This is a genomic window from Lysinibacillus capsici (genome assembly GCF_003367505.1).
In the GTDB taxonomy this organism is placed as follows: Bacteria; Bacillota; Bacilli; order Bacillales_A; family Planococcaceae; genus Lysinibacillus; species Lysinibacillus capsici.
Genome location: NZ_PXXX01000008.1, coordinates 142425 through 158898 on the forward strand (window position 1 = coordinate 142425; position 16474 = coordinate 158898).

A 16474-nucleotide genomic window follows, 5' to 3' on the forward strand; every position below is an offset into this window, starting at 1 on the left:
AGTGATGCTTTTTGAAGTATTCAGCACAATATTTTATTGAACATTTAAAGTTAGCCGAACATCCTGAAGGGGGCTATTACATTTCATCGTTCCGTGCATCGGACGATATAGCAGTGAGAGATGTACAGAGACCGATTTATACTAGTATATATTTCCTTCTGCGCTCACAGGATATTTCACATTTACATCGTCTACAATCGGACGAGCTATGGTATTATCACGCTGGAAGCCCACTAACAGTTCATATGATTTTCCCAGATGGGACATATGAAGCGAAGAAGCTTGGCTTGAATATAGAAGCGGGAGAAGTCCCTCAGCTTGCAGTACCAAAGCATACAATTTTCGGCTCGTCGGTGGAGGAATCTGAGACGTTTAGTTTAGTCGGATGTATGGTGGCGCCAGGCTTTGACTTTGAGGACTTTGAATTGTTCACACAGGAAGAGCTTTTAGTAGATTATCCTCAGCACAAGGAAGTTATTTATAAAATGGCCTACAAAACAATTGAATAGAAAAACAGCCGTCTCAATTATTTTGAGACGGCATGATTCGTTCACCACAGTATTTCTTCAGGATAATTAAGTTGAATTTGAATATCATGTAATGCTTGTTTCGTTGCCATAGCTGCTTCCATCAGGTGGGATTTTAATGCTACATATTCATGGTCCTCTACCATTAATCGCACAGCAAATGCAGCTAAATGTGCCTGACGTTCCTCTTTACTTAATTCAATATACTCTAGATTTAAAACATCAACGTATTGTGTTGCAAAACGGAAAGTTAAGGGGTTTTTAGCATGTAACATTCTTAAAAACACAACATAATCTTCGTCACTTACCTCCTGCTCTAAACATTCAGCAATAGCCGCTTGAAATTTACGAATAATAGCTATCTCATGATTCCATATAGAAGCATTGTTTAATTTTTGGTGCAGTTCAATAAAATCATTTAATGCGATTGCACTAAAGATAATTTCTGGCCAAAGAATTTCTGTTGAAAAATAGACATTCTTATTTGGAAAGATGAGTTCATGTTGTGTTAGAACACTCTTATTAAGTCCATTACTAACAAACTCTAGGTGATGCTCACCAAGCATAGCATGTCTTAGTTTATAGCAAACGCTTAAAATACGTAGTCGAGGACCCTGATAATCATAGTATTTATTTTCGTCACCAGTTACTTTATAAATAGCATTAATTAGTTCATCTAAATCCCAATAATCCGCGCTAATTCGTACCCCTGTTAGTTGTTCTGTGCTTTGAATGGATATCATAGTCCTCGTCCCTCCCTTTGGATGTATCTATTTTGGTGTGTAATTGAGTAGTTTGAATAGTTCTGTTCGTTCCTTCTCCGTTAAATCACGCCATTGCCCTACCTTTAAATTACCAAGCTTAATATTCATAATACGAATGCGTTGTAGACGCTTAACGGAATACCCTAGTGCTGAGCACATTCGACGAATTTGGCGGTTTAAGCCTTGCTCTAAAATGATTTTAAATACTTTATCTGAAATCTTTTCCACATGGCATGGTAAGGTTGTTGTATCTAAAATATCGACACCTGCACCCATTTTTTGGATGAATTGCGCAGTTATAGGCTTATCAACTTGAACAATGTATTCTTTTTCATGATGATTTTCAGCACGTAGAATTTTATTGACGATATCACCATCATTCGTTAATAATAATAGCCCCTCTGATTCCTTATCAAGACGCCCAATATGAAAAATACGTAGAGGATGATTGACAAAATCAACAACATTGCCTTTTATATGACGCTCTGTCGTACTTGTAATGCCGACAGGTTTATTTAGAGCAATGTAAACAAGCTGTTGTTCTTTCTTTACCTCTTTTCCATCAACGCAAACAATGTCTCCTGTTTCAACTTGACTACCAACCGTTGCCAGTTCTCCGTTAATTGTTACCTTTCCTTCTGCTATCCATTTATCAGCACCACGACGAGATATGATGCCTGTTTCACTTAAATATTTATTAATACGCATATTGTTCTCCTATATTTTATATTATTTTTAAGTATACCTTAACGTCGCACATACAGTGAATGCTAGAAACTTTTCTAGCAAAAATAAATTAGTTGGAAAAGTTTTTGAAAAAGTTGAAATTATTTTATGTTTCTGACAATATATTAGGTGAGAGGGTTTCTATGAAAATATTGTTATTCCGATATAAAATAACGTTTTTTGTAGATAGTTCTCATTAAATTGTGTAAAGGGGAGAAGTAAAATGGTTTATGCATTTCCAAACACTGAAGGATCGGTAGTTCAATTCAAAGAGAAATATGATAATTATATCGGTGGCGAATGGACACCCCCAGTGAAGGGTCAATACTTTGATAACGTTACTCCTGTTACTGGACAAGTTTTTACACAAATAGCACGTTCCACAGCTGAGGATATTGAACATGCATTAGATGCGGCACATGCTGCTAAGGATGCATGGGGTAAAACATCACCAACAGAACGCGCAAACATTTTACTTAAAATTGCGGACCGTATCGAGCAAAATTTAGAAAAGCTAGCCGTTGCTGAAACATGGGATAACGGTAAAGCGGTACGCGAAACATTAAATGCAGACATCCCTCTTGCAATTGATCATTTTCGTTATTTTGCTGGGGTATTACGTGCTCAAGAGGGCTCAGTAAGCCAAATAGATAACGATACAGTTGCTTATCATTTCCACGAGCCAATTGGCGTAGTTGGCCAAATTATACCTTGGAACTTCCCGTTATTAATGGCTGTATGGAAGCTTGCGCCAGCACTTGCAGCTGGAAACTGTGTCGTATTAAAACCTGCAGAACAAACACCAGCATCTATTATGGTGCTTTTAGAATTAATAGAAGATTTACTACCACCAGGTGTCATTAATGTTGTAAATGGATTTGGCTTAGAAGCAGGGAAACCGCTTGCATCAAATCCACGCATTGGTAAGATTGCCTTTACAGGTGAGACAACAACAGGGCGTTTAATTATGCAATACGCTTCTCAAAATCTTATTCCAGTAACATTAGAACTGGGTGGTAAGTCGCCAAACATTTTCTTTGAAGATATTATGGATAAAGATGATGCCTTTTTAGATAAAGCTGTTGAAGGCTTTGTGCTATTCGCTCTAAATCAAGGGGAAGTATGTACTTGTCCTTCCCGTGCACTGATTCAGGAATCAATTTACGATAAATTTATGGAGCGCGTATTACAGCGAGTAGAAGCCATTAAAGTTGGCAACCCACTTGATCCAAACACAATGATGGGTGCACAGGCATCTAGTGAGCAAATGGAAAAAATTCTTTCTTATTTAGATATTGGTAAGCAAGAAGGTGCAGAATGTCTAATTGGAGGAGACAAAAATAATGTAGGTGAAGGCTTCGAAAATGGCTACTACATTAAACCAACTGTTTTCAAAGGACATAATAAAATGCGTATATTCCAAGAAGAAATTTTTGGACCAGTAGTTGCTGTCACGACATTTAAAACGAAAGAGGAAGCATTGGAAATTGCGAATGATACATTATATGGTTTAGGATCAGGTGTTTGGACGAGAGATATTAATACGGCATATCGCTTCGGTCGTGAAATCCAAGCTGGTCGTGTTTGGACAAACTGTTACCACGCATATCCTGCACATGCTGCATTCGGTGGCTACAAAATGTCGGGTGTTGGTCGTGAAAATCATAAAATGATGTTAGCGCATTACCAACAAACGAAAAACTTATTAGTTAGCTATAGCGAAAACAAACTTGGTTTCTTCTAATTCGTAGGGAGGTGCATGAGCGTGGTTGAACGTGTATTAGCTACGGAAGAAGCGCTAGCACTAATCGATCTATTAAAAGAGAAACATGGGCCCGTTATGTTTCATCAATCAGGCGGATGCTGTGATGGCTCCTCACCTATGTGTTATCCAGAAGGGGATTTGCTAATAGGAGATCAGGATGTGTGCCTTGGTGTAGTGGGTGGTGCCCCTTTCTATATGCACAAAAATCAATATGATTACTGGAAGCATACACAAATCATATTGGATGTGGTGGACGGCAGAGGCGGCATGTTTTCACTCGAGGGCGTAGAAGGAAAACGTTTCCTAACAAGGTCAAGAGCCCTCAACTCTGAAGAACTGCAAGAGCTAGGGTTAATTTAACAAGTTATCTGTACAGCGGCAAAGTTTTTCTGCCGCTGTTTTTTTATCTGGAAGTAGAAAAGTTATTGTATGGAAAGGGAGGCTTTAGGACACATGACTCTTTTCTTATAGAAATGATGAATATTGATTTTGGGCGTTCAAGTGTTTTGATATTAATTTTTATGGAAAAGAGTATGTAAAGCGATATTATTGGATGAATTTTTTAGGAAAAGGAATAGATTTAATCGATCCTTTAAGGTCATGGTAAATAATAGTTTCTTTGTGGTTTTTGCTAACATCGGCCATACCTCCTTTATAGGTTGTTAATATTTTCTATTAAATCAAATAAAGTAAGTAACATACATTAAATTATGTTTACTTTTTATGTTAATTGTTACAAAGAGGGTGAATCTTTCTCACATTATGTTACGTAAAACGGGTAAAGGAGTGTGATAAATATGGATTATGTGATGATTGAAAATGAATTTGCCAATACAGTAGAGGAGGTATCAACGGCTGCAGGCTGGACGGTGGACCGTAAAATTGTGTTAGCTATTGCTAGTACATTTGTAGCCTCAGGAAAAACTTTTGATGCAACGAAGTATAAAAATGTTTTACAAGAGATGAAGAAGCAATCTTCATGGCTGTCTCCTTTACGGACAACCGTTGGATATAGTATTGCTGCCAACCTCATGGAGCAAGATGATGCAGAAAAGGCAGTGAAGAATTTACTTACAAATGTGAGCATCTTAAAGGAAGCGAAATTCAGAAGCGGCAATTTTAGCTATATCGGAGCACAATTCTTGACGGAGGATGAACAGGATAAAAAGACGCATGCACAGGTGGCAAGAGCCTTATTTGATGCTATACGTAAACATCATCCATTATTAACCTCATATGAGGACATTCCTTATGCCATATTATTAAGCAGTCCATCTGATGATGTTGAATTGCGCGCGGATACCATGAATCGATACTATAAAGAACTAAGAACATATAATTTTAATGCTGGCAATGAGCTCCAATGGCTTTCACAGGTATTAACATTTTTATCACCCAAATTTGATGGTCAGCTAGTACCCGATGTTGTAACCCTTCGTGATGGGCTCAAAAAGCAAAACGTTAAAGTCAAGGCTATGCATTATCCTTTACTTGGCTTTTTAGCCATACTTAACCTGGATAAAGCACAACTTCAAAAGTTGATTGATTTATACCATGAATTAAAAGACATGAAGTTATTAAAATGGCATCGTGAATTTGTGCTCTTTATGGCTGTACAATTTGCTATTTATGATATGGCAAAGGTACAAAAGTCTTTGTCCATGACCATTATGTCTTCTATTGAGCTATTAATCCAAGCACAGCAAGCAGCAATGATTGCAGCGGTTAGTGCAGCTGCCATTGCGTCTAGTTCAAGTTCTTCGTGATAGAATAAAGAAGAACATGATTATTTGGAGGTGCATTTGAAGGATGAAGGATACAAAACTTTGGATTAATGGTCAGTGGCATGATGCAGAGGAAAGCTATAAGCTAGCTTCTCCATATAGCGGTGAGGTTATTGCTCATGTAGCTAAAGCATCTATTCAAGATGTAGAGAAAGCTATCGAAGGTGCGCAGCAGGCATTCCAATCGTTTAAAAAGACAACAGCCTATGAACGTGCCGAAATATTATATAAAGTCGTTGATATAATGCGACAAAGAAAAGAAGAACTTGCAGAGATTTTAGCCTTAGAGGCTGGAAAACCTATTGTTGCAGGTTTAGCTGAAATTGACCGTACAATCGCAACCTATCAATTTGCAGCTGAAGGAGCTAAACAGGCAAAAGGTGAGACGGTTCCAATGGATGCAGCCCCTGGAGCAGGAGATCGAATAGGCTGGACAAAAAGAGAACCTTTAGGTGTAATATCAGCCATTACGCCATTTAATTTTCCGTTCAATTTAGTGGCACACAAGTTAGGCCCAGCGTTTGCAGTGGGCAATACAGTTGTATTAAAGCCAGCAACACAAACGCCACTAAGTGCTATCGTTATGGCAGAAATTTTCCGAGAGGCAGGATTACCCGATGGGGCATTACAAATTGTGACAGGAAGTGGGGGTGAGCTTAGTGATACGCTTGTCACACATCCATATGTCAAAAAAGTAACCTTTACAGGTAGTGGTAAGGTTGGTTTGAAGATTAAAGAAAAAGTAGGCTTACGTAAAGTAACTTTAGAGCTGGGTTCTAATGCTGCAGTAATTGTCGAACCATCTACGCCAATAAATAAAATTATCAGTCGTTGTGTAAGCGGTGCTTTTAACTTTGCTGGACAAGTATGCATTTCGTTACAACGTATATATGTGCATTCCTCTATTATTGATGAATTTACTAAAGCATTTGTTGCAGAAACAGAAAAGCTTATAGTAGGAGATCCATTAGAGAAGACAACAGATGTTAGTGCCATGATAAATCCAAATGAAGTGGAACGTATTAGGGAATGGATTGAGGAGGCACAAGAACAGGGGGCTATGATTGCAACTGGAGGCGTATTTACTGAACGTACTTTAACGCCAACAGTTATGACGAATGTGTCAGCTGATATGAAAATTGTTTGTCAGGAAACATTCGCACCAATCGTCTCAATTGTTTCATATGAAACATTAGACGACGCAATTCGACTTGTAAATGAGTCGGACCTTGGCCTAAATGCAGGTATTTACACGAATATATTGTCAGATGCTTTATATGCAGCAGATGAATTACAGGCTGGTGCTGTCATTATTAATGATATTCCGACATTCCGAGTAGATAACATGCCATATGGTGGAGTAAAGATGAGTGGTTATGGACGTGAAGGAATTAAGTGGGCTATAGAAGAAATGACTGATATGAAATTTATTTCGATGAAAAAATCGTTCTAAATTTGCATCAGCTCTTTTTCTGCGATACGATGACGAAAGAACAACATGAGAAGGGAAGTTGCAAGAATTATGCCAAACAACGCTGTACCCATGAGCCAATCACGTACGGTTCAATCGCGTCTCGTATTACCCCCAGACACAAATAATCACAATTCTATTTTCGGTGGAAGAGTGTTAGCTTATATTGATGAAATTGCTGCTATTACAGCAATGAAACATGCGAAAGGCCTTGTAGTGACAGCTTCTATTGACTCGGTTGATTTTTTATCCGCTGCACATGTAGGAGATATTCTTGAAATCGAGAGTATTGTTTCGTCTACAGGACGTTCTTCAATGGAGGTTTATGTTCGCGTTGTTTCTCGCAATATTGAGACTGGCGAGGAAAAATTAACGACAGAATCATTTGTCACGATGGTTGCAGTAAATGAGGAAGGGAAACCCGTACCAGTTCCCTCAATCTATCCTGAAACAGATGAAGAGAAGCGTTTATTTGAAACTGGGCCAGCAAGACGAGAGCACCGTAAACAAAAACGTGCATTGCCGCATTAAGGAAAAAGGGAACTCCAAATGAGTTCCCTTTTTTATTTTACATATTTAGTTCATTGACAACATTAATGAGCGAGTCGGAAGAAGAAGAGACTAGTGTAGCACCTTGCGATAATTCAGTGATTAAATTAGATATAGCTGAAATATCTCTAGATGTATTTACGTATTGCTGCTGAATGCCAGAAACTGCATCAGCAATATCATTAAATGACTTGGATAAACTTTCTTGTGTATTGACACTATGTTGAATTTTTTGATCAACATTAGTAACTGAATTAGCCATAGTCGTAATATTACTTTCTGTTTCCTTAATAAGGTGAGAAACATTTTGGACGGCATTTTTTGTTTCCTCCGCAAGTTTACGAACTTCCTCAGCCACTACTGCAAAACCTTTCCCATGTTCTCCAGCTCGTGCAGCCTCAATAGAAGCATTTAATGCTAATAAATTGGTTTGATCAGCAATGCCTGTAACTAGCCCAACGATTTCAGAAATTTTTTGAGAAGAGGTACGTAGTTGGTTCATCGTTACCTCAAGACCATTGACACTTTGCAAAATAACTTGGATTAAATCATTTTGTTCTTTCAATTGCTGTTGGCCTCGTCTTGATTTTTCTTGTGTATCTGCTACGAAGTTCAATCCTTGCTTGGTTGCTACAGCAATATCATCTGTTTGTGAGGAAATCACTAATAATGATGCGGCTGTTTCTTCACTAATGGCATTAAGCTCTTCTGCAGTACTTTGGATCGTCGTTACAAGGGAATTTTTTGTTGCATCTGCTGCTGAGCGAATACGTTCTTCCTCTTTTTCATATGCCTCAATCACGAGTTGTTGCTCAAAATTAATGATTTTACAAAAAGCGTTTATAGCACGAATAGCATCTGTTTTAGAAATATCCACCTCGTTCACAAAGTTTGCAAAAGTAGTAGTGAGTGACTGGAATGAGGCAATATACCACTTTGACTGCAAGCCAATTCGAACGTGAGCCTCAGCAATGGCTTTTCGTTCAGCAATGTAGGCATCATTAATATGACTTTCAAAAATGTCACTTAAATGTTTATGTAACGTGATTTTCAAACGATCAATATGTGATGTTCTATTAATAATATCAAGTAAATCTTGGCTCAAACTAATGGCTGCATAAAATTTCTCCACCATTTCAGGAATTAAGTCTTTAGCTAAAGGCTGTAGCTGCTTAATGATAGCTAAATCCTCAAGTGTTAAATTTAAAAGTTGTAATTGTTTTTGAAGATTGGGGTGGTTCAATACATCTAACTGTACACCGCTCTTAAAATTTTCAGGTGTTAATGTAATTGCGTAGCTAGAACTACTATTTTTTGAAAACCAACTCATTATTATTTGCTCCATTCTTAATATCCATAATAAATTGTAAGTAAATAAGCACTTTTGAAATTTGTTAGGTTTGTATATTTAATAAATAAATGGGATTAAATCTATTTTACTATTATTTGCTGAATATTTGGTTAAAAAATTGGATATTTCTTTATTTTTTTACTTTATTGTTAGTCCAAATGGTGAAGCGATGTAAATTTGAATTTAAAATAGGAAACCTGTAAAATACGAACTGTTTAGCAATCTAAAAATCGTACGAAAATAAAAAATGGAAGGAGGGGTGGTATGGAGAAAAAACGTTTTAAATTTGTTATTCCTGTCATGGTGATTGTTGCCATTGGTTCTGTTTATATGCTACGAAACTATCATGCTGAGGTACCAGATGTTGAGCAATTATTAATTACCATATGTGCAGCTTTGGGATCAGGGGTATTAGCCTACTTTTTATTTCCACAGCAGGGGGATAATAAGATTGATGACAGAGGACCGTATTAATAGATTAAAAAAACTGCTCGTTTTCATTAAAACGAGCAGTCTTTTTATGGTTTAAACAGTTTAAACCAGCCTTTATGTTTAAAGACAGCCAACATAAAGATAACGATAATTATCATAATCCCAAGTACAATAAAATAGCTGTATTGCCCATGTAGTTCAGGCATGTTATCGAAATTCATCCCATACACACCAGCAATGAAGGTAAGTGGTATAAAGATAGTTGATACAATTGTTAAAGTCATCATAATGCCATTCATTCGGCTAGAACTCATAGCCATATAACTATCCCGCATGTCTGCTGTAAGCTCTCGATTAGATTCAACCATCTCTGTTAGCTTAAGTAGATGGTCGTAGATATCTCCAAAATAAGCTCTCTCCGATTTTTTTAGTGAGAAACGGTAAGAATTGAGAATGCGATATAAAAGATCACGCATTGGTAAAATAGTACGTCTTAAGTCAAGCAAGTCACTACGGAACTCGAAGACAATTTTCATGGCATTTACATTACTTTGGTATGTAAGTTCACCTTCTAAAGCATTTAGATGATCTTCAATTTTGTAAACGAGTGGAAAATAACTATCAACAATTTTATCGATAGTTTGATACGTTAGGTATACAGTACCTCGCTCCCAATTCTTAGGTTGGTTTTCCAGCATCTTTTGCACCTTCTCTATCTCAGGGACAGGATTTTTATGGAAGGTTATGATGAATTTATTGGAGGCAAAAATATTAACCTCCTCCGCAGCTAACGTCTCTTCGTTTACCCGATGAATGACAAAGAAATGAAAATCATCATAAAAATCGAGCTTAGGACGCTGCAACCTCATTAAGCAATCTTCAATAGCGAGAGGGTGAAAGTGGAAAAATGTATCCAACAATGATTCCTCCTCGGCTGTAGGACAATTAAAATCAACCCAATACCATTCAAATTCTTGCTGATGTATCTCTTCTAATGGAAAATCCTTTAACAATTGTTGTTGCTTTGTAATGCCAATGGTGCTTATCACGGTTTTCACCTCAAATTATTTACTACAAAATGTTAGCGCTCCTCTTTAAAGCATACCCAACCACCGAACAAAGTAGTGGCAAAAAATCTAGAAGGTTTAGTAAAACCTGCACTTTGTAAAAGTATTAAAATTTCTTCTTCACTCATAAAAGAAAGGGAACGAATGGATTTTTCCATCTCTGCTACATCGGATAAAGAAAGTCTAGTATGCTGTAGCCAATAAGAACGCCATAAATCAAATTGTAGTTCTGTTTCTAAAGAGCCTAGCTGACCATATTTTGAAACAAGGACAAATGGTGCTCCAGGTTTCAAATGTCTTGCTATTTCTGTTATTGTTTCGAGCTTTTCTTTATAATCATGAATAAAATGCAAGACGAGAACACAACTTGCCGCATCATACTGAGTAGAGGGCAGCGAAGCATCAAGTATTGTAGCCTGATGGAATGACATATCATTAGGAAGAGTGAGTAAACGCTCTTTAGCTATAGTAAGCATGGATTCTGATGGATCAATGCCAGTGAATGACCAGTGAGGTCTTCCTTCTGCAAGCTGTATAATTTCATTGCCACTTCCTGCTCCCACGACTAGCATGTTAGCATTTTCTGATAGCCTAGAATGATAAAAAGTTTGTATTAAACGTAGCATGGCATCATAACTAGGCAATGTACGGCGAATACCCTTTTCATATTCATTTGCTAATGTGTTGTTAAATTCCAACGCTCCTCACAGCCTTTCAAAAAAATTTTAAAAAATCTTTCTTAATGTGAAACTATTGCGGGTATAGTTCCGTAAATAGTAGTACATAAAACATAGAATAAAGTTCAAAGAAAGGGTTGATATATATGGAGACTAAATGGTCTAAAGTAATCATACACGCAAGTGCATTTTTTGCGCCATGGTTAGTGCCCATTATTTTCTTTTTAATTAGTTCGGATGAGGAAGTAAAGGCAATTTCTATTCAAGCACTGCTATTCCAAATTGTCATGGGTGTTTTAATTGCTATCTCTGTTGGTTTAAGCTTTGTCCTTATTGGCTTACCATTTTTAATCATTTTCGGCATTATGGTATTTGTGGTACCGATCATCGGTATCGTAAAAGCATTGTCTGATGAACCTTGGCGTTATCCAATTGTTGGTCGCTGGGTATAATTTTCATAGACGCAAGTATATGCTAGTTGCATATGCTTGCGTTTTTTCTATGACGAATAAGGGTACATTAGGTGTATAAGGAAATTATTAAACCGTAAACAAATGATCGAAAAAGGGCTCTTTTCGGCTCTTAAAAAGCCTTTTTCAAGACTTTCCACTTTTCTATGGGCGAAATCATTGCAATTTTTTTCAAGCGTTTTGTATAATATACTCAAAGAAAGTCAAAGATAGTCAAAGTCAGTGAAGCAAGCGAGGTGTATTCCTAAAATGCGTAATATATCAGACATCATAGAGGGTTACTTAAAGCAAGTACTTGAATTAGGTGGAGAAGGGCATATTGAAATTAAACGTAGTGAAATCGCTGATAAATTTCAATGTGTACCATCACAAATAAATTATGTTATTAATACAAGATTTACTGCCGAGCGGGGTTACCTTGTTGAGAGCAAACGTGGTGGTGGTGGATACATTCGAATTTTACGTGTCCGCGCGAATTCACAGATTGATTTAATCGACGATGTTCTCAGGCAAATTGAAGGTGGGGCATCACAAACAATGGCAGAAGATTTGGTTTATCGACTCATTGATGAGCAGGTAATTTCCAAGCGAGAAGCGAAATTAATGTTAGCAGCAATTGATCGCTCCACGATCGACTTGCATCTCCCCTTAAGAGATGTCATTCGATCAAAAATATTGCGAGCAATGCTGACAACAATAAAATATGAACAACAAAAATAGTGAGGTGATGGAAATGATATGCGAACATTGTAAACAACGTAATGCGACAGTTACAGTAACACAAGTTCAAAGTGGGCAAAAAGTAGAGCATCATTATTGTGACGTCTGCGCCTCACAATTCCATCCATTTCATGCAGAGTTTAAACAAGAGCCAGTATCTATTCAACAGTTATTGTCTAACTGGTTTGGCTCTCCTACATGGCAAAAGGTGGGGGAAAAACAACAGGTACAACCACAACAGCAAACATGCCCACAATGTGGATTTTCGTATAAGCAATTTTTAAAAGAAGGAAAATTCGGGTGCCCAAGCTGTTATGACACATTTGGAGATCATTTGCCAAAGCTTTTTAATCGTATTCAGGCAGGTCCACAACACATTGGAAAAATGCCTGGTGCTCGCAGTAATGTGTATGTTATTAAAAAGCAAATAGAAGATATCCGCAAGCGTATGAAATCCGCCGTAGATGAAGAACAGTTTGAAGAAGCGGCGAAGCTACGGGATGAAGTTAAAGAGCTAGAGAAGCATCTACAATTTGAAGGTGGTGATGTGACATGATGATTGAATCATTTTTAGAGCGTGCGACACCAACTTGGATGCATATCAAAGATGATTACTCAGATATCGTCATTAGTACACGGATCCGCCTTGCACGAAATTTAGATGGCTATCGTTTTCCATTAGCGTTTTCAGAAAATGAGGCACTGCAAGTGGAACAGGCCGTTACACATGCTGTCAGCGATAGCCCAACGCTTCAAAATGATTATGCTTATTTTGCTATAAAGGATTTAACCCCTTTACAGCGTCAAATTCTTGTAGAAAAGCATTTGATTAGCCCGCAACTGGCTAAAAAAGAGCAAGTGGGCTCTATACTACTCTCTGAAGACGAATCCGTTAGCATTATGGTGAATGAAGAGGATCATTTACGCATTCAATGTATGACAGCAAGTTTTCAACTTCAAAGTGCTTATGAACAAGCAAATAAGATTGATCGTATCCTAGAGAAAGTATTACCGTATGCTTTTCGAGATACTTTTGGTTATTTAACAAGCTGTCCAACGAATATTGGTACGGGTCTACGAGCATCCGTCATGATGCATTTACCCGCTCTTACATTAACTGGGCAAATGAATCAAATTATAAATGCCATGACACGCTTAGGAATGACTGTAAGAGGTATATATGGAGAAGGAAGCGAAAATTTAGGGAATGTTTATCAAGTGTCTAACCAAATTACACTTGGGAAGACAGAGGAAGATATTTTAGCAGATATACAAAGTGTCGCTGAAAAGATTATTCAAAAAGAGCGGCATGCAAGAGGTAAATTAATGGAAAAGGCAGAGCTTGCGCTAGAAGATCGCGTATATCGAGCTTTAGGTACCCTTACACATGCAAGAATTTTAACAAGTGAGGAAGCTGCTACTTGCCTATCTAATGTTCGTTTAGGAGTAGATTTACAATTGATTGATGGTATACAAACAACGACCTTAAATGAATGTGTTGTTAGTATGCAACCAGGTTTTTTACAGCACTATGCAGGTGAGGCATTACCACCTGCTGAGCGGGATCGTGTACGAGCGGAGATGCTTCGTGAGACATTATCTCAAGAACATGCGAATAAGCCTATAAATGGGGAAAAAGGAGAGGATTTATATGATGTTTAATCGTTTTACACAACGCGCGCAAAAAGTATTACAGCTTGCTCAGGAAGAGGCTATTCGTTGGAAGCACGAATCTATCGGTACAGAGCATATTCTATTAGGGCTTATACGTGAAGGCGGCGGTATTGCTGCGAAAGCGTTAGAAGCCATTGATATTAGTCCTCAAATGATTGAAGCTGGCATTGAAGAATTAGTTGGTAAAGGCAAAGAAGATGTCGGTCCAATCGTTCATTATACACCAAGAGCTAAAAAAGTAATTGAATTATCTGTTGATGAGTCACGTAAACTAGGTCACTCCTATATCGGTACAGAGCATCTATTATTGGCGCTTATACGTGAGGGTGAGGGCGTGGCAGCTCGCGTTTTAAACAATGCGGGAGTCGGTTTAAATAAAGCTCGCCAGCAAGTATTATTGCTATTAGGTAATAATGATAATGCACAATCTGGTCAACAAGCAGCCCAAGCTGCCAATACACCAACATTAGATAGCCTAGCACGTGATTTAACACAAATTGCACGTGAAGGTACTTTAGACCCTGTTATTGGCCGAAGCAAGGAAATTACACGAGTTATTGAAGTTTTATCGCGTCGTACGAAAAATAACCCTGTATTGATTGGTGAGCCAGGTGTTGGTAAAACAGCGATTGCTGAAGGATTGGCACAGCAAATTATTAATAACGAGGTGCCAGAAATCCTTCGTGACAAACGTGTAATGACACTAGATATGGGGACAGTTGTTGCAGGTACAAAATATCGTGGAGAATTTGAAGATCGTTTGAAAAAAGTGATGGATGAAATTCGCCAAGCAGGCAACATCATTTTATTTATTGACGAATTGCATACATTAATTGGTGCGGGCGGTGCTGAAGGTGCGATTGATGCATCAAATATCTTAAAACCTTCTTTAGCACGTGGGGAGCTTCAATGTATTGGTGCCACAACACTTGATGAGTACCGCAAGTACATTGAAAAGGATGCGGCCTTAGAGCGTCGTTTCCAACCAATCCAAGTGGATGAGCCGACAGTGGAAGAGGCTATTCTAATTATTCAGGGCTTACGCGATCGTTATGAAGCACATCACCGTGTGAAAATTACAGATGAAGCCATTGAAGCAGCGGCAAAAATGAGTGATAGATATATTTCTGATCGATTCTTACCAGATAAAGCGATTGACTTAATCGATGAAGCAGGTTCTAAAGTACGCTTACGCTCATTCGCAGTACCACCAAACTTAAAGGCGCTTGAGGATAAGCTTGAAAATGTTCGTTCTGAAAAAAATGCAGCCGTATCAGGTCAAGAATTTGAAAAGGCAGCAGCGCTAAGAGATACAGAGCAAAAGCTGAAGGATGAAATTGAAGCTACTCGAAAAAATTGGAAAGAAGAGCAAGGTAAAGCCGAATCTAAAGTGACTGTGGATGATGTAGCAGCAGTTGTATCAATGTGGACAGGAATCCCAGTAGCTAAAATTGCTTCTGAAGAATCTTCGAAGTTATTACAGCTTGAAGAAGAGTTACACAAACGTGTAGTAGGGCAAGGAGAAGCAGTAGAAGCGATTTCTCGTGCAATACGTCGTGCAAGAGCAGGCTTAAAAGATCCAAAACGACCAATTGGCTCATTTATCTTCTTAGGACCTACAGGCGTTGGTAAAACAGAGCTTGCAAGAGCACTTGCTGAGGTAATGTTTGGCGATGAGGATGCGATGATTCGTGTTGACATGTCCGAGTACATGGAGAAACATTCGACTTCTCGTTTAGTAGGTTCACCTCCGGGCTATGTAGGCTTCGATGATGGTGGCCAACTGACAGAGAAAGTTCGCCGTAAGCCATATTCAGTCGTTTTATTAGATGAAATTGAAAAGGCACACCCTGATGTATTCAATATTCTATTGCAAGTGCTTGAAGATGGTCGTTTAACAGACTCTAAGGGACGTGTAGTAGACTTCCGCAATACAGTGGTCATTATGACTTCAAACGTTGGTGCGGATGCATTAAAATACCAAAAGAACCTTGGTTTCAATGTAGGTGGTGCAGAGTCTAAGCATAAAGACATGAAAGGTACGATGTTAGAAGAATTGAAAAAAGCATTCCGTCCAGAATTCTTAAACCGTATCGATGAAATGATTGTCTTCCACGCATTAGAAAAAGAGCACTTAAAAGAAATCATTGCGATGATGGGCAATGCTTTAACAAAACGCTTGCAAGAGCAAGACATTTCGTTAGAGCTGACTGATGCAGCACTTGAAAAAATTGCTGAAGAAGGCTATGACCCTCAATATGGTGCTCGTCCTTTACGTCGTGCATTACAAAAACAAGTAGAGGATCGATTATCAGAAGAATTACTAAAGGGTAATGTAGAAAAGGGTAATCAGGTTGTCATTGATTACGTAAACGATGAGTTTGTTGTAAAGAAAAAAGAGGGAGTTTCCATCTCTAAATAATTTCAAGGAAAGACAGTAAGGCTTTAAGTGCCAAGCTGTCTTTTTTTCTGTACAATTAAGGATAAGAACAAATAT

At 38.0% G+C, this 16474-nt stretch carries 17 protein-coding genes and 1 pseudogene; 12 read left to right on the forward strand and 6 right to left on the reverse strand.

Annotation, left to right across the window (positions count from 1 at the left end; translation table 11 throughout):
- The first annotated feature begins 11 nt into the window (after nt 1–11).
- Entirely contained in the window at nt 12–509 is a 498-nt protein-coding gene (locus C7B89_RS04940; RefSeq protein ID WP_054548948.1) for a cupin domain-containing protein, read from the forward strand.
- A 41-nt stretch (nt 510–550) separates the two neighbouring features.
- On the opposite strand, the gene C7B89_RS04945 is transcribed toward C7B89_RS04940, so the two are convergent.
- Complete coding sequence (locus C7B89_RS04945) at nt 551–1270, reverse strand: DUF6904 family protein (protein ID WP_054548949.1); 720 nt, start codon at nt 1268–1270, stop codon at nt 551–553.
- 27 nt (nt 1271–1297) lie between these two features.
- Nucleotides 1298–1999 (reverse strand): 23S rRNA pseudouridine(2604) synthase RluF, encoded by a 702-nt coding sequence (gene rluF / locus C7B89_RS04950; protein ID WP_048395521.1) that lies wholly within the window; start codon nt 1997–1999, stop codon nt 1298–1300.
- A gap of 241 nt (nt 2000–2240) precedes the next feature.
- On the opposite strand from rluF, the gene adh reads away from it, so the two are divergent.
- The 5 genes from adh to C7B89_RS04975 all read left to right on the forward strand — a co-directional run bounded on the left by adh (nt 2241) and on the right by C7B89_RS04975 (nt 7568).
- Nucleotides 2241–3761: an aldehyde dehydrogenase gene (gene adh, locus C7B89_RS04955; RefSeq protein ID WP_004233561.1), complete on the forward strand. Its 1521-nt coding sequence runs from the start codon at nt 2241–2243 to the stop codon at nt 3759–3761.
- A 21-nt stretch (nt 3762–3782) separates the two neighbouring features.
- A complete protein-coding gene (locus tag C7B89_RS04960) occupies nt 3783–4142 on the forward strand; it encodes a DUF779 domain-containing protein (protein WP_054548950.1) in 360 nt (119 codons plus the stop codon).
- A 437-nt stretch (nt 4143–4579) separates the two neighbouring features.
- Entirely contained in the window at nt 4580–5548 is a 969-nt protein-coding gene (locus C7B89_RS04965) for a DUF4003 family protein (RefSeq protein ID WP_115673251.1), read from the forward strand.
- Between the two features lie 43 nt (nt 5549–5591).
- On the forward strand, nt 5592–7019 hold the full coding sequence (locus C7B89_RS04970; protein WP_054548952.1) for an aldehyde dehydrogenase family protein: 1428 nt from the start codon (nt 5592–5594) through the stop codon (nt 7017–7019).
- A gap of 69 nt (nt 7020–7088) precedes the next feature.
- Complete coding sequence (locus tag C7B89_RS04975) at nt 7089–7568, forward strand: acyl-CoA thioesterase (RefSeq protein WP_004233566.1); 480 nt, start codon at nt 7089–7091, stop codon at nt 7566–7568.
- 37 nt (nt 7569–7605) lie between these two features.
- On the opposite strand, the gene C7B89_RS23525 is transcribed toward C7B89_RS04975, so the two are convergent.
- Together C7B89_RS23525 and C7B89_RS23530 are read right to left on the reverse strand one after the other, a co-directional pair.
- Complete coding sequence (locus C7B89_RS23525; protein WP_231595752.1) at nt 7606–8388, reverse strand: methyl-accepting chemotaxis protein; 783 nt, start codon at nt 8386–8388, stop codon at nt 7606–7608.
- Nucleotides 8371–8931, reverse strand: a pseudogene (locus C7B89_RS23530) (protoglobin domain-containing protein); the annotation flags it as partial. The gene C7B89_RS23525 and the pseudogene C7B89_RS23530, both read right to left, overlap by 18 nt.
- Nucleotides 8932–9201: 270 nt before the next feature.
- On the opposite strand from C7B89_RS23530, the gene C7B89_RS04985 reads away from it, so the two are divergent.
- Nucleotides 9202–9411 carry a hypothetical protein gene (locus C7B89_RS04985; RefSeq protein ID WP_048395528.1) on the forward strand — a complete coding sequence of 70 codons (210 nt, stop codon included), beginning with the start codon at nt 9202–9204 and terminating at the stop codon, nt 9409–9411.
- 44 nt (nt 9412–9455) lie between these two features.
- On the opposite strand, the gene corA is transcribed toward C7B89_RS04985, so the two are convergent.
- Nucleotides 9456–10418: a magnesium/cobalt transporter CorA gene (gene corA, locus C7B89_RS04990; protein ID WP_048395530.1), complete on the reverse strand. Its 963-nt coding sequence runs from the start codon at nt 10416–10418 to the stop codon at nt 9456–9458.
- Nucleotides 10419–10450: 32 nt separating this feature from the next.
- Nucleotides 10451–11134, reverse strand: a complete 684-nt coding sequence (locus tag C7B89_RS04995) for a class I SAM-dependent methyltransferase (RefSeq protein WP_054548954.1) — start codon at nt 11132–11134, stop codon at nt 10451–10453.
- Between the two features lie 125 nt (nt 11135–11259).
- On the opposite strand from C7B89_RS04995, the gene C7B89_RS05000 reads away from it, so the two are divergent.
- The 5 genes from C7B89_RS05000 (at nt 11260) to C7B89_RS05020 (ending at nt 16399) form a co-directional block, all read left to right on the forward strand.
- Complete coding sequence (locus tag C7B89_RS05000; RefSeq protein WP_048395538.1) at nt 11260–11565, forward strand: DUF4870 domain-containing protein; 306 nt, start codon at nt 11260–11262, stop codon at nt 11563–11565.
- 267 nt (nt 11566–11832) lie between these two features.
- Entirely contained in the window at nt 11833–12303 is a 471-nt protein-coding gene (locus tag C7B89_RS05005) for a CtsR family transcriptional regulator (RefSeq protein WP_004233573.1), read from the forward strand.
- Between the two features lie 13 nt (nt 12304–12316).
- Complete coding sequence (locus C7B89_RS05010) at nt 12317–12859, forward strand: UvrB/UvrC motif-containing protein (RefSeq protein ID WP_004233574.1); 543 nt, start codon at nt 12317–12319, stop codon at nt 12857–12859.
- The gene (mcsB, locus tag C7B89_RS05015; protein WP_048395539.1) at nt 12856–13965 is read left to right on the forward strand and encodes a protein-arginine kinase McsB; all 1110 of its coding nucleotides are present in this window, start codon (nt 12856–12858) and stop codon (nt 13963–13965) included. Before C7B89_RS05010 ends, mcsB begins: the two co-directional genes overlap by 4 nt.
- Nucleotides 13955–16399, forward strand: a complete 2445-nt coding sequence (locus C7B89_RS05020) for an ATP-dependent Clp protease ATP-binding subunit (protein WP_048395540.1) — start codon at nt 13955–13957, stop codon at nt 16397–16399. The genes mcsB and C7B89_RS05020 overlap by 11 nt, the downstream gene beginning before the upstream one ends.
- The last annotated feature ends 75 nt before the right edge of the window (nt 16400–16474 follow it).